The sequence below is a fragment of the Streptomyces sp. Edi2 genome, assembly GCF_040253635.1.
Taxonomy (GTDB): domain Bacteria; phylum Actinomycetota; class Actinomycetes; order Streptomycetales; family Streptomycetaceae; genus Streptomyces.
Map to the genome: position 1 here is coordinate 671063 of NZ_JBEJGX010000003.1, position 13667 is coordinate 684729.

The window sequence follows — 13667 nt, forward strand, 5'->3', positions numbered from 1 at the left end:
GCTCCCGTAGGGACGGTGACCCCGTAGGGACGATGGCCTCGTCGCCGGGCCTCGTCCGCACGGATCAGGCGGTCCGGTGGTGCTCCTTGCGGCGGCGCAGCACCAGGAAGGTGCCGGTGACGCCTGCCGCGACCACGGCCGCGCCGACGCCCACCGGGAGCACGGGGAAGCCGGACGCATCGTCGGCCGAGGCCAGGTTCTGCAGTGCGGGGCCCGGGTCGATGGTCGTGGCGACCGGTGCGACATGCCGGATCGGGCCGACCGACTTGACCGAGCCGTCCGCGTTGAGGAGCACCTGCTTGTTGTTGGGGTGCCGGAAGTCGAACATGCCGTTCAGCGAGCCGGCCCGGCTGTCGAAGGAGGCATCGCCGATCCGGCCGGTGTGCCAGTTGTTCTCGATGAACTTGATGACCGAGGTCTGCTCGGTCCGAGTGTGGTCGATCTTGTTGACCCTGCTGTACGGGGAGATGACCAGCAGCGGCTGCCGGGTGCCGGGGCCGCAGCGGTCCGCATAGCCGCCGGCGGCCGCGGGACCGGCCTGGCAGGCCGGGCTGTCCGTGGCCTTGCCGTTGGAGCCCTTCGAGGAGTCCTTGGAGCCGTTGCGCGGCTTGACGAAGGTGTGGTCGTACCAGCCGTCGGAGTCGTCATAGGCGACGACGATGGCGGTGTCCTTCCACTGCGGCGACTGCTGGATGCGGTTGATCCGGTCGACGAGGAAGTGCTGTTCGTCGAGCGGGTCGGAGTAGGACGCGTGGGCGTCCTGGTACTCGGGGGCCTTGAGGAAGCTGACGGCGGGCAGCTTTCCTGCCTTGAGGACGGCGTCGAAGTCGCTCAGGTCGTAGTTGTGGTTGGCCCGTCCGGCGTGGCCGACCTCGTCGACGCTCTTCGGCGGCAGGTGGTGCGGGTTGGACGTCGACTTGTAGTACTCGAACGGCGCGTGGTGCGGGCTGTAGTCGACGACCGCCGCTCCCCCGACGTTGGTGTGCGTGGTCCCGCCGCACTTGGCGTAGTGGTCCGGCTTGCCGTCCCATCCGGTGCTGGGCCGGAAGCCGCCCTGGAACCAGCCCCAGCTGACATGGCGGGAGTTGAGGACGTCGCCGATGTTGCGCCCCTTCATGGCGGCGACCGCGTTCTTGCCGGTGTGGTCCTTGTTGGAGCAGTCGTCGTACGCCGGGTCCGGGTCGTTGATCATCGTGCCGACGCCCCGTGCGTCGGGTGACTGCACGGCGTACGCGTCGGGGGTGGCGGTCTGCCGCGGGTTCTCGGTGCCGGAGGCGGGGTCCATGGAGACGACGCCGTGGGTCTGTCCGGAGGCCAGGTTGATGGCGCCCGGTGTGGAGGGGCCGTAGACCGAGCTGAAGGAGCGGTCGTTGAGGGCGTAGTGCTGGGCGTAGTTCCACAGGCCGGTGACGGTGTTGCCGTCGTAGTAGTCCATCACCAGGCCGGGCTCGCCGAAGAGACCGCCGGAGCACTTTCCGGAGTCGGTGTTCTGGACGAACCGGTCGGCCTTGCCGCCGTTGTACGCGTACTGCTCGGGCCCGTAGTCATGGGTCTGGTCGCAGGTCATGGCCTGCTGTGGCGTGAGCCGCTTGGGCGCGTACTGGTTGGGGTTGTGCTTCAACAGCCCGGCGGTGCGCAGGTTGTCGATGTCCCGGGGGGTGTGCGGGGAGGCGGTGAACTTGGTGCCGTCGGTGTTGGCGGCCCGGGGATAGGTCGCGAAGTAGTGGTCGAACGAGATGTTCTCGTCGAAGAGCACGACCACGTGCTTGACGGGGGTGGCCGTACGGGAGGAATCGGGGTGGTGCGGCCCGGCGGCCCATGAGGGCGCACCCGCGCCCAGGACCGTGAGGGCCGCGGCCCCCGTGAGGGCCCCCAGGCGCCGTATCGCTGTTCGTCTTCCCCTACTGGCCATGCTGTTCACCCTCCGGGCCGGGACGTGTTGGTGCTGTACGGCGGGATGCTCTGCCGGGCGGACGGCAGTGCGGCAGAGCCATCATGACGCTGGAGTGAACAGTGAGTCAGGTATGCCAGGACAAACCTTGACCGGGTATTGACCCTTCGAGGACCCACGGCGTGCGCCGGTCAGGCCAGCAGGGCCCGGCCGTACCAGTCCGTTTCCTCGCGCACGCCCGGCAGCGCGAAGAAGTAGCCGCCCCCGAAGGGCGAGATGTAGTCCGTCAACGGCTCGCCGGCCAGCCTTCGCTGCACGGTCTCGAACTGGCGGGCGAGGTCCCGCTGGTAGCAGCAGAACAGCAGGCCCATATCGAGGTTGCCGTTGCTGTCCACGCCCCTGTCGTAGTTGTAGGCCCGGCGCAGGATCCGTTGACCGGCGCTGGACGGGGTGCGCGGATTGGCCAGCCGGATATGGCTGTCCAGGGGGATCACCTCACCCTTGGGGTCGCCGGGATAGTCGGGGGCGTCGTGTTCCCGGTCGCCGTCCAGCGGCGCCCCGGTCTCCCGGGAGCGGCCGAACATGCGCTCCTGTTCGGTCAGTGACACCCGGTCCCAGAACTCCACCAGCATGCGGATCAACCGCACCACCTGGTAGCTGCCGCCAACCGCCCAGTCCGGCTCACCGTCTCCTGCCCCGACCCACACCAGCCGGTCCATTTCCCGGGCCGCGCGGGCATCGGGGTTGGCCGTGCCGTCCTTGAAGCCCATGAGGTTGCGCGGCGTCCCTGACGGCCGGGGCGGGCTGGTGAAACCGTCCAGCCGCCAGCGCACCTGCATACCGCCCCGGGTGTGCCGGGCGATGTCACGCAAGGCGTGCAGCACGGTGTCCGTGTCGTCCGCGCACAGCTGGAGGCTCAGGTCGCCGTGGCACCAGTCGGACTGCAGGTCGTCGTCGGGGAAGGAGGGCATGGTGGTCAGGCGGCGCGGCGCGCGTCCGTGCAGCCCGAACCGGTCGTCGAACAGCGAGGCGCCCACGGCGAGGGTCACCGACAGCCCGCCCGCGGGGACCTGGGCCCCCAGGAGGCCCGAGTCGGTGGGCGGACCGGTGATGCCGACCGACGCCGGTGTCCCGCCACCGGTCAGGAACCGGGCGCGGGCGGTGACGGTACGCATCAGCTCGGCCAGTTCCCGGCGGTTCTGTGCGGTCACATCGAACGCGGTGTACGCCGTGACCCGGCGGGGCGGCGCGAGCACCGAGGCCTGGCGCGGGCCGTGGAAGGGCACCCGTGGGGTGGCCCCGGCGACCGGGCCGGGGCCGGTGGTCAGGGCCGGTGCACCGGCCTGGTGCGGCCCGTCGTCGGCGGACGCGGCGCCACCGGCCGCGAGTCCGGCCCCGGCGAGCGCCGCTCCCCGGAGGAATCCCCGTCGGCCGACACCGCTCATGTCCCTCACACCGTTCTCCGCGCATCACACAGCGTCGCCACCGACGCCAGCCGTTCCACCAGGTCTCCGAACACCGCGTCGATCCGCTCCCGCCGATTGCGGTCCAGATCGCTCAGTGCCGGCCACCGTCCGTCCTTCCGGAAGCCGTCGAGCAGCCGCTGCGTCCGCCTCAATTCGCTTTCCACCTGCGGCAGGCCGGGGTACCGGGGCACCAGCAGGGGGCGCAGCCGGGTGAGGACGGCCCGGGTGCCGTCGAGGTGGGCGCGGGCGGTGGCGAGGGTGCTGCCGCTGCCGTAGTCGGTCCGTCCGGTCAGCTCGGACTGCAGCGTGTTCTCCAGGATCTCGTGGGCCCGCAGGCCGAGGTCCGCCGGCTCCATCCGGGTCTGCGCCCAGTCGTCCCGCAGCTTGCGCACGGCGTCGTCGAGAGCGGCGGCCGGTGGGCGCAGGGAGCCGGCGGACTGCCCGTGCCACAGCCCGTATTCGATGCGGTGGAACCCGGTGAAATCCGGGTCGCGTTCGCCGCCCGGCAGGCCGGCGGTCGTGCCGTTGATCTGCTGGTCCGCGTCGCCGAAGGCCCCGTATGCCGCGCCCAGCCGCTCGTAGGCGAGGTGCGCGGGCAGCCAGGCGTCCCGGGCCGCCGCCAGGTCCCCGCGCGCCAGGGCGGCCCGCAGGGTCCCGGTCCGCCCGACGAGATCGTCCAGGCCGCCCGCGACCCACTTCTGGTAGTCCAGCGCCGGGGGGATCAGATCGTGCTCGGTGACCGGGGCGGCCGCGGGGCCGGCCCGACCGCCACCGTCGATCCGGACGGTGGGGCCCGTGACCGCGTCGGCGTCGTCCGGCAGGCACATGAAGGCGTACGAGCCCCGGCCCAGCCGGACCCGCAGGTGCCGCGTGGTCCCGGGGCCGATGCCCTCCACCTCGCCGTACACCGCGCCGCTGCGCGGGGACTTGAGATAGACCTCGGCCGCCGCGGCGGAGGTGTTGTGCAGATCGAAGACCTGGGTGCCGGGGCGGGGGTTGCCCCATCCCCGGCCGCAACCGCCCGGTGACACCTCGACGGTGGTGTGCCGCAGCCCGTCCGACGCGACTGTCTGCCCCTGCCCCGCGGCGTCCTCAGTGCCACCGGGCAGCACCAGCGCCGCCAGCAGCCCGCCGGCCAGGATCACACCCCCGCCCCACCGGACACCGGGGGACCGCAGCTTCCCGAGACCGGTTCGCGGCACTCCGAGCCTCCCGGGGGACGTTCACACCACGCGATGACGTACGTGGCGCAGGATGAGAAGAGGAAAGAGCCACGGCCCGCAGCGTTCCACCAGGGCCGACGACAACGCTGCACATGCTAAACAGCGCGGCACGCCCGAACACGCTTTCCCCGGAAGAGATGCCAAGAATTTCCTGGTGGTTCATCGGACCGTTGCCGTTCACGAGCTCACGGACCGCCCACCGAGTTCGAGAGCCCGGGAGGCCCCGACGATGAGGGCGGTCCCTGCGTTCATGCCTGGACCGCCGGCTTGAGGACCTGCTCGCACCACTCGCGGAAGGTCGTCGGGCTCGTGGTCTGCGGGGTGCGCGGCACCCCGTCGTCGAGGCCGTCCTCCTTGGCGCGCATCATGTCGAGGTAGCCCTGCACGAGCGCGTCCCCCATGCCGTGTCCGCCGAGTCCGGTGCGGAATTCCTCGAGCGTCTGCCGTTCGTAGCGGATCGGGTGGCCGAGCACGTCGGACATGATGCGCGCCAGGTCGTTCGGTGACAGGTCCTCGGGGCCCAGCACGGGGACCTCACCCGTCCCCGTCCACGAGCGGTCGAGCAGTAGGCCGGCGGCAGCCGCGGCGATATCCCGGGTGGCGGCCGTCGGCGCCTTGCGGTCCGCGGCGACGGTGTCGGTGAAGACGCCGTTGTCCCGGATCGAAGCCACCTGCCGCAGCAGGTTGTCCATGAACGTCGGATTGGCGAGCGCCCGGTAGGCCACGCCCGTACTCGCGATGAGGTCGTCCATGGCCAGCGACGCCGTCACGTGCCCGGCGCGGTCGGCGACGGGGGTGCCCCGGCCGAGCGCCGAGACACCGACGACGTGTCCGACTCCATGGGTCGTAAACGCCTTCGCGGCAGTGCGGGTGAACCCGGAGTACATGGCGTCCAGGCTCGGCGTGTGTGGGTTCGAGGGGACCAGCCAGAAGACCGCGTCCGCGTCGGCGAAGGCCCGGTCAACGACCTGGGCGTCGCCGTGCGAGCCGGTGACGACGTCGACGCGGGCGCGGACCGCGTCGGGGAGTTTCTCGGGGTCACGCACGATGACGCGCAGCTCTTCGCCGCGCGCGCGGGTCTCGTCGAGGAGGATCTGCAGGAGCCGGCTGCCGATCTGGCCGGTGGGAGCGGTAAGAACGATCATGCGTCGAGTCTCGGGGCGGGCCATCCGCGGCGTCCAATACCCTTCCCGACGATTGATGCCTTCAGGGTATTGATCTCGATGCATGCGAGCTCCGCCTGCACAAGCTCCGCCACTTCGTCACGGTGGCCGAGCACCTGCACTTCGGCCGGGCGGTGGAAGGGCTCTACATCGCCCAGCCGGTTCTCAGCCGTCAAATCAGGCCCTGCGAGCAGGAGTTGGGGTGCAGCCATCGCGCTCATCCCGTTGAGCGTCGCGCGGTCCTGCTCCCGCCCCGGCCTCGCCCCCTCCTCATCACTGATGCCCCAAGGATCGAGACCCGGCAGCGGGGAAGGCGCCGGGCCGGTCGGTCAGGCGGAGCCGGGGTGCGGCGTGGGCGGGGCGGGTGGGCCGGCGCGGACGTGCATGCGTTCGCCCTGTGCGCCGAAGAGGCTGAGGAATTCCACGGGATGCGGGCCGGCGTTGGCGAAGCCGTGCGGGGTGTGGGTGTCGAATTCGGCGGCCTCGCCGGAGGTGAGGACGAGGTCGTGGTCACCGAGAGCCAGCCACAGCCGGCCGGACAGGACGTAAAGCCACTCGTAGCCCTCGTGTGTGCGCAGCTCAGGCCGTGCGCCGGTCGCTTTCCTGGCGGGGAGGATGTGTTTGAAGGCGTGCAGACCACCGAGGTGACGGGTCAGCGGCACAAAGGTCTGTCCGTTGCGGGTGAAAGGGCGCGGATGGACCCGGGGGTCGCCGGTGGCCGGCGCCCCGACCAGCTCGTCCAGCTGCACTCCGTGGGCCTTGGCGAGCGGAAGCAGGAGTTCGAGGGTCGGTTTGCGCTGCCCGGATTCCAGCCGCGAAAGGGTGCTGAGCGAGATGCCGGTGACCTCGCTCAGCTGCGCCAGGGTGGCTCCGCGCTCGCGCCGCAGCGCCCGTAGCCGGGGGCCGACCGCGTTGAGCACGCCGGGAATGTCATCGTCCGCCATGCCTCCATTTGCTATCCCGGCAACAACTTTTGTCAAGTCGGCGAGAGGGGCGTCTCTCCGGCTCCGGCCCGGCCTCGACCGGCGTTCCGCACCGGCCTCGTCCGCCTTCCCGGGGCGGCCTTCCCGCACTGACCTCGTCCGGCTTTCCGCCCCTGCCTCGACCGGTTTTCCGCGCCGGCCTCGACCGGCTTTGCGCCCCGGCCTCGACCGGCTTTGCGCCCCCGTACACACCGGACTGCACCGGCGAGGAGCCGGAGAGATCACCCGATTGGCGCACCACACCGACCACCCACCACTGTCCGTAAGTCACTGTGGAACGGCAGGACAAAGGCATCCGTCAGGCCCTTGCCTGCACAGGAAGCAGTAGCCGCCCCCCGCATCTCCGCTTTTCGCTCACCGGGATGAATTGGCGTCTTTCTGGCCGGCGGCCCGATACACCGCATGCGTGCGCCCGGTCTTTCTTCGCAGGCGGTGAATTCACTCATCCCCTCTCACGTCGGGAGCTCACCATGGAACCCGGACCTCACGTCTGGAACTGCCCGTTCGACTATGCGGAGGGCCTGGAATTCGATCCGACGCTCAAGCGCCTGCTGACCGAGGAACCGGTCGCCCGTATCCGGCTGCCCCACGGGGAGGGCGAGGCCTGGCTCGTCACCAAGTACGACGACGTACGCACGGTGACCACCGACCGGCGTTTCAGCCGGAGCGCCGTCATCGGCCGGGACTTTCCCCGTATGACGCCCGAGCCGATCGTCCAGGACGAGGCGATCAACGTGATGGACCCGCCCGCCAGCAGCCGCTTGCGGAGCCTGGTCTCCAAGGCGTTCGCCCCGCGTCACGTGGAGCGCATGCGGGCCCGCACGCAGCATGTCGTGGACGAACTGCTGGACCGGATGACCGCGCAGGGTCCGCCCGGCGACCTAATGGAGAGCCTGGCGAACCCGCTGCCGCTGACGACGATCTGCGAGGTCCTCGACATCCCCGAGCGCGACCAGGACCAGCTGCGCGCGCACGCCCGGACGATGATGAACGTCACCGTCGAAAACCGGGACCGCGCCGTCCGGGCCAAGGCCGATATGCGGGCCTACTTCGAGACGCTGACCGCGAAGCGGCGTCAGCACCCGGGAGAAGACCTGATCAGCGCCCTGGCCACCGCTCGTGACGGGGACGAGATCCTCAACGACCAGGAACTCACCGTGATGGCCATGGTCCTGCTCATCACCGGCCAGGACACCACCACCTACGAGATCGGCAACCTCGCCTACACGCTGCTCACCCGGCCCGAGGAGCTGGCGATGCTGCGCTCCCGGCCCGAGATGCTTCCGCAGGCGATCGACGAAATGCTGCGGTTCATCCCCTTCCGCAAGGGCGTCGGCATCCCCCGCGTCGCCACCGAGGACGTGGAGCTGAGCGGGGTGACGATCCGGGCCGGGGACATCGTGCACGTCTCCTATCTGACGGCCAACCGGGACAGCCGGAAGTTCGACCGGCCCGACGAACTGGACCTGGAACGCGAGGGCCGGACCGCCCACATGACGTTCGGCTGGGGCGGACACCACTGCCTGGGTGCCCCGCTCGCGGTCACGGAGCTGGAAGTCGCCCTCAAAGCCCTCCTCGACCGCTTCCCGGAACTCCGGCTGGCACAGCCGGCCGAGGAAGTCCGCTGGAACACCACCTCGATCTGGCGCTATCCGCTGGAGCTGCCGGTCACTTGGTAACGGTGGGCCACGGCCGCAAAATGCAGATTCCACCCGCCTGGCGTACGGTTACTACTCGGAAAGATCAATCCACCAGCACGGGGAGAGTTCATTCTTCGACGGCTGGCCCGTTCGTTTCCCTTCCGGGGTCGCCCATTTCGAACCGCCGGATCCGCACATGGTTTCTTTGCCCGCTCTGAATGGGCGAGTTACCGCGACGGATACCTCCGACCGAAAAGGAAAACGACTCGAATTCAGCGCAGGGAAACCCTGAGGGGCCACAGTCTGCAAGGAGTGCATCTCATGGCGGTTCTGTGCAAACCAGCAATCGCGGTCCCTGAATACGTCATCACCCAAGACGACACCCTCGAACTCGCGCAACGGCTGCACAAGGACCACACGCAGCTGAGACTGATCCTGCGGCTGATCGAGAACACCGGCGTCCTCAAGCGGCATCTGATCCAGCCGATCGACAAGGTACTCAAGCACCCGGGGCTCGACGCCCGTAGCGCGGTCTACGAAGAGGAGTCCAAGGCCCGCGTCCCCGCCGTGGTCCGCAAGGCACTCGACCAGGCCGAGCTGGACCCGCAGGAGATCGACCTCATCGTCTACGTCTCCTGCACCGGCTTCATGATGCCGGCCCTGACCGCCTGGCTCATCAACACCCTGGGCTTCCGGTCGGAGACACGGCAGATGCCGATAGCCCAACTCGGCTGCGCGGCAGGGGGCGCGGCGGTCAACCGGGCACACGACTTCTGCACGGCATACCCCGACGCCAACGTGCTCATCGTCGCGTGCGAGTTCTGCTCGCTGTGCTACCAGCCCACGGACCTGGGTGTGGGGTCGCTGCTGTCGAACGGCCTCTTCGGTGACGCGGTCGCCTCCGCCGTGGTCCGCGGGCGCGGTGGCACCGGGGTCCGGCTGGAGCGCAACAGCTCGTACCTGATCCCGAACACCGAGGACTGGATCTCCTACGCGATCCGGTCCACCGGTTTCCACTTCCAGCTGGACAAGCGCGTACCCGGGACCATGGAACCGCTCGCCCCCGCCCTGCGCGCCGTCGCGGAGCAGCACCATTGGGACGCGGGCGAGCTGGACTTCTATATCGTCCACGCGGGCGGTCCGCGCATCCTGGACGACCTGTGCCGCTTCCTCGAGGTTCCTCCGGAGGCGTTCCGCTTCAGCCGCGCCACGCTGACCGAGTACGGCAACATCGCCAGCGCGGTGGTACTCGACGCCCTGGCGCGCATGTTCGACGAAGCGTCGGCCCTCGACGGCCAGCGCGGTCTGCTGGCCGGCTTCGGCCCCGGCATCACCGCGGAGATGGCCCTGGGCACCTGGTCCTCCGCCCCTGCTCCGGCGGCATGACCCGACCGCCCGGTGCGCCCGGCAGCTGACCTGCTGCCGGGCGCACCGGGCGGAGCAGGTGCCGAGCGGAGCCTGCATCGGGCTCAGCCCCCCGGCATGGCCCGGCATGTCCCGGCCGACCCCCGTCACCGGCTCGAGCACCACCCGACTGCGGCAGCCGGCGGGAGCGCGGGAGCAATTCGCGCATACCGTGTATATGGCTTGAATGGGAATATCTTGACAGATACGGCAACACGTTTTATGCACGTTTCATACGGACGACGAGGTACTGGCTCGCCCTCCATATCAGCAGGTGAGAGGCGCTGCCGGGGAGCCTCGGGGCGACCTGGACGTTCCGGTCCGGCTGCCGCCAGGGGCCTGCGGGCGTCAGGCCCCGGTGCCGGGTGGCGCGGGCTCCGGGAGTCGGCCGCAAGACGAGGAGAAGATCATGGCACGTGCAGTGGGTATTGACCTTGGTACGACGAACTCGGTGGTCAGCGTGCTGGAGGCCGGTGAGCCCGTCGTGATCACCAACGCCGAGGGGGCCCGGACCACCCCGTCGGTGGTCGGGTTCGCCAAAGGCGGCGATGTGCTGGTGGGTGAGGTCGCCAAGCGGCAGGCCGTGACCAACGTCGACCGCACCGCGCGGTCGGTCAAGCGCCACATGGGCGAGTCCGAGTGGCGTTTCCCGGACAGCGGCGACATCGACGGCAAGCGGTACACCGCGCAGGAGATCTCCGCGCGGGTGCTGCAGAAGCTCAAGCGCGATGCCGAGGAGTACCTGGGCGAGGACGTGACGGACGCGGTGGTCACCGTTCCGGCGTATTTCAATGACGCCCAGCGCACCGCTACCAAGGAGGCCGGTGAGATCGCGGGCCTGAAGGTGCTGCGGATCGTCAATGAGCCGACCGCCGCGGCGCTGGCCTACGGCCTCGACAAGGAGAACGACCAGACCATTCTGGTCTTCGACCTCGGTGGCGGCACCTTCGACGTCTCGCTGCTGGACATCGGCGACGGCGTCGTCGAGGTGAAGGCCACCAACGGCGACACCCACCTGGGCGGCGACGACTGGGACCAGCGGATCGTCGATTACCTGACCAAGCAGTTCAAGAACGCCTACGGCATCGACCTGTCCAAGGACAAGATGGCCACCCAGCGGCTGCGGGAGGCCGCCGAGAAGGCCAAGATCGAGCTGTCCGCGGCGACCGAGACCACGATCAATCTCCCGTACCTGAGCGCATCGGCCGACGGGCCCCTACACCTGGACGAGAAGCTCACCCGCTCACAGTTCGAGCAGCTCACCGCCGATCTTCTGGAGCGGTGCAAGACCCCGTTCCACAATGCGGTGAAGGACGCCGGGATCAAGGTCTCCGACATCAATCATGTGATCCTGGTCGGCGGCTCGACCCGTATGCCCGCGGTGACCGAGCTGGTCAAGGAGCTGACCGGCAAGGATCCGCACAAGGGCGTCAACCCTGACGAGGTCGTCGCCATCGGCGCGGCCCTTCAGGCCGGCGTGCTCAAGGGCGAGGTCAAGGACGTCCTCCTCCTGGACGTCACCCCGCTGTCCCTCGGTATCGAGACCAAGGGCGGCATCATGACCAAGCTGCTCGAACGCAACACCACGATCCCGACCAAGCGGTCCGAGATCTTCACGACGGCCGAGGACAACCAGCCGTCCGTGCAGATCCAGGTCTACCAGGGCGAGCGCGAGATCGCGGCGTACAACAAGAAGCTCGGGATGTTCCAGCTGACCGGTCTGCCGCCGGCCCCCCGCGGGGTCCCGCAGATCGAGGTCTCCTTCGACATCGACGCCAACGGCATCATGCACGTCACGGCCAAGGACCTGGGCACCGGCAAGGAGCAGAAGATGACCGTCACCGGCGGCTCCTCGCTGCCGAAGGACGACATCGACCGGATGGTCCGCGACGCCGAGCACCACGCCGAGGAGGACCGCCGCCGCCGGGAGACCGCGGAGACGCGCAACCAGGCCGAGCAACTGGTCTACCAGACCGAGAAGTTCCTCAAGGACAACGAGGAGAAGGTCCCCGGCGAGGTCAAGACCGAGGTCGAGACCGCGATCGGTGAGGTCAAGGAGAAGCTGAAGGCCGCCGAGTCCCCCGACGGCGACAACACCGCGGAGCTGCGTACCGCCTCCGAGAAGCTGGCGACCGTCTCCCAGAAGCTGGGGCAGGCCATGTACGCCGAGTCGCAGGCCCAGGCTCAGGGATCCGCCCAGGGATCCGAGGGAGCAGGCGGCTCCGACGAGAGCGGGTCGGGCGCAGCCTCCGGCGACCAGGACGATGTCGTCGACGCGGAGATCGTCGATGACGACAAGCAGGAGGGGAGCACACGATGAACCGTCCGACCCACGTCCGTGACCTCCCTCACCCGCCGCTGGCCCTCGTGGGGCACAGGCAGGGGGAAACCCCCGGACCGGTCCCGCCCCCCACCTCCCAGGCCGGGGAGCGGACCGCGCAGGACGACACGGCGAAGCCGTCCGGGGAAGGCCGGGACCCCGGCCGCCCATCCCGCCAGGACGAGGCCGTCGCACAGCCGGCGTCGCAGGACGCCGCGCTGCGCGCCGAGCTCCAGGAGCGTACGGCCGATCTGCAGCGGCTGAAGGCTGAGTACGACAACTACCGCAAGCGGGTCCACCGCGACCGCCTGGCGGTCGGCGAGATCGCCGTGGCCAATGTGCTCAGCCGGCTGCTGTCCGTACTCGACGCCCTTGCCGAGGCCGGGGAGCAGGGCGAGGTGACCGGTGGTTTCCAGCGCGTCGCCGAGGCGCTGCACACCGAACTGGGGGCGCTGGGCCTCCAGCCCTTCGGTACGGTGGGCGCCCCCTTCGACCCGACGATCCACGAGGCTGTCACGTACACCCCCGACGACCAGCTGGAAGAGCCCGTCTGCACCGCGGTCCTCCGCCAGGGCTACCGGGTGGGCGACCGCCTGCTGCGTCCCGCGCAGGTGACGGTGGCCGGCAAACCGGCCGCGGGGGCGTAGCGCTCCCCTAGACCGGGCCGGGTCAGGCCGGGCGAGGCCGGGCCGCGCCCTTGGACCGGGCCACCAGGCCCGGGCCGGGCCACCAGGCCCGGGCCGGGCCACCAGGCCGGACCACGGAAAGAAACCGGACCAACTCACCGGCCTTTCCGCCGTGGCACCACGGCGGAAAGGCCGGTTCTTGCGTCATGGTGTCCTCGCGCATCTGTCTATGGCGCACCTCGGCCCGCCGCACGGCCCGTGACGGGCACCCGCGCCCCTGAATTTCCGTTCCGCATCAGTTCCGCACCAGGGGAACTCGCGCGGCGGTCCACCCCCGGCTCCCCTCTCCTCCGCAGGCCAGAGCGGGCGACAGGAACGGGAACCAGAAGCGGAACCCGGAACCGGATCAGACATCAGCGGATTCCGGTCCGGTCGCATCGGGTTCCGTGGAGCGAGCGACGAGTTGATCGGCGGAGCTCGCCTTCCCCATGACGGAATTCCGCCCTCTGTCGGCGGCTACGCATATGTTCGAGTGCCGGGGGCACCCGGTCCTCCATCGCCACAGACAGCCACCGTTCTTCGACCAAAAACCCTACGACGCACGACAGGCGGGATCATGGCGACCGAGGAAAAAACGGACCGCAAGCAAACGGACCGCGAGAAGGAAGAAGCACACAACGGCGGACCAGAGCGGATCGCCGCCCCCACAGCAATGCGCCGCGCTTCGGGGCAACTTGCCCAGATGCTGCAATGCGAGCCCGGCTCGGTGACGGCTCTCAAGGCCACCGATGACGGCTGGTCGGCGGATGTGGAAGTGGTGGAGATCGAAAGGGTCCCGGACACCGCAAGCGTCATGGCTTCCTACCGCGTTCACCTCGACGCGCAGGGCCAACTCCTGGGATACGAGCGCACTCGCCGATATGGGCGCGGCCAGATCGACCGATGATTCGG

General features: G+C 69.5%; 10 protein-coding genes. 5 read left to right on the forward strand and 5 right to left on the reverse strand.

Annotated elements, in window-relative coordinates; all coding sequences use genetic code 11:
- Positions 1-64 precede the first annotated feature (64 nt).
- The 5 genes from ABR737_RS06355 to ABR737_RS06380 form a co-directional block, all read right to left on the reverse strand.
- Positions 65-1912 (reverse strand): phospholipase C, encoded by a 1848-nt coding sequence (locus tag ABR737_RS06355; RefSeq protein WP_350249205.1) that lies wholly within the window; start codon positions 1910-1912, stop codon positions 65-67.
- A 170-nt stretch (positions 1913-2082) separates the two neighbouring features.
- Positions 2083-3336, reverse strand: coding sequence for an iron uptake transporter deferrochelatase/peroxidase subunit (efeB, locus tag ABR737_RS06360; RefSeq protein ID WP_350249206.1), 1254 nt, complete (start codon positions 3334-3336; stop codon positions 2083-2085).
- Between the two features lie 5 nt (positions 3337-3341).
- Positions 3342-4559 (reverse strand): EfeM/EfeO family lipoprotein, encoded by a 1218-nt coding sequence (locus ABR737_RS06365; protein WP_350249207.1) that lies wholly within the window; start codon positions 4557-4559, stop codon positions 3342-3344.
- Positions 4560-4828: 269 nt separating this feature from the next.
- Positions 4829-5725 carry an NAD(P)H-binding protein gene (locus ABR737_RS06370; protein WP_350249208.1) on the reverse strand — a complete coding sequence of 299 codons (897 nt, stop codon included), beginning with the start codon at positions 5723-5725 and terminating at the stop codon, positions 4829-4831.
- Between the two features lie 347 nt (positions 5726-6072).
- Positions 6073-6687: a helix-turn-helix domain-containing protein gene (locus ABR737_RS06380; RefSeq protein WP_350249209.1), complete on the reverse strand. Its 615-nt coding sequence runs from the start codon at positions 6685-6687 to the stop codon at positions 6073-6075.
- A 509-nt stretch (positions 6688-7196) separates the two neighbouring features.
- On the opposite strand from ABR737_RS06380, the gene ABR737_RS06385 reads away from it, so the two are divergent.
- The 5 genes from ABR737_RS06385 (at position 7197) to ABR737_RS06405 (ending at position 13662) form a co-directional block, all read left to right on the forward strand.
- Entirely contained in the window at positions 7197-8405 is a 1209-nt protein-coding gene (locus ABR737_RS06385) for a cytochrome P450 (protein ID WP_350249210.1), read from the forward strand.
- 282 nt (positions 8406-8687) lie between these two features.
- Positions 8688-9752 carry a type III polyketide synthase gene (locus ABR737_RS06390; RefSeq protein ID WP_350249211.1) on the forward strand — a complete coding sequence of 355 codons (1065 nt, stop codon included), beginning with the start codon at positions 8688-8690 and terminating at the stop codon, positions 9750-9752.
- A 427-nt stretch (positions 9753-10179) separates the two neighbouring features.
- The gene (gene dnaK / locus ABR737_RS06395; protein ID WP_350249212.1) at positions 10180-12090 is read left to right on the forward strand and encodes a molecular chaperone DnaK; all 1911 of its coding nucleotides are present in this window, start codon (positions 10180-10182) and stop codon (positions 12088-12090) included.
- Entirely contained in the window at positions 12087-12737 is a 651-nt protein-coding gene (gene grpE / locus ABR737_RS06400; protein WP_350249213.1) for a nucleotide exchange factor GrpE, read from the forward strand. Before dnaK ends, grpE begins: the two co-directional genes overlap by 4 nt.
- A gap of 595 nt (positions 12738-13332) precedes the next feature.
- Positions 13333-13662 carry a gas vesicle protein GvpO gene (locus ABR737_RS06405; RefSeq protein ID WP_350249214.1) on the forward strand — a complete coding sequence of 110 codons (330 nt, stop codon included), beginning with the start codon at positions 13333-13335 and terminating at the stop codon, positions 13660-13662.
- Positions 13663-13667 lie beyond the last annotated feature (5 nt).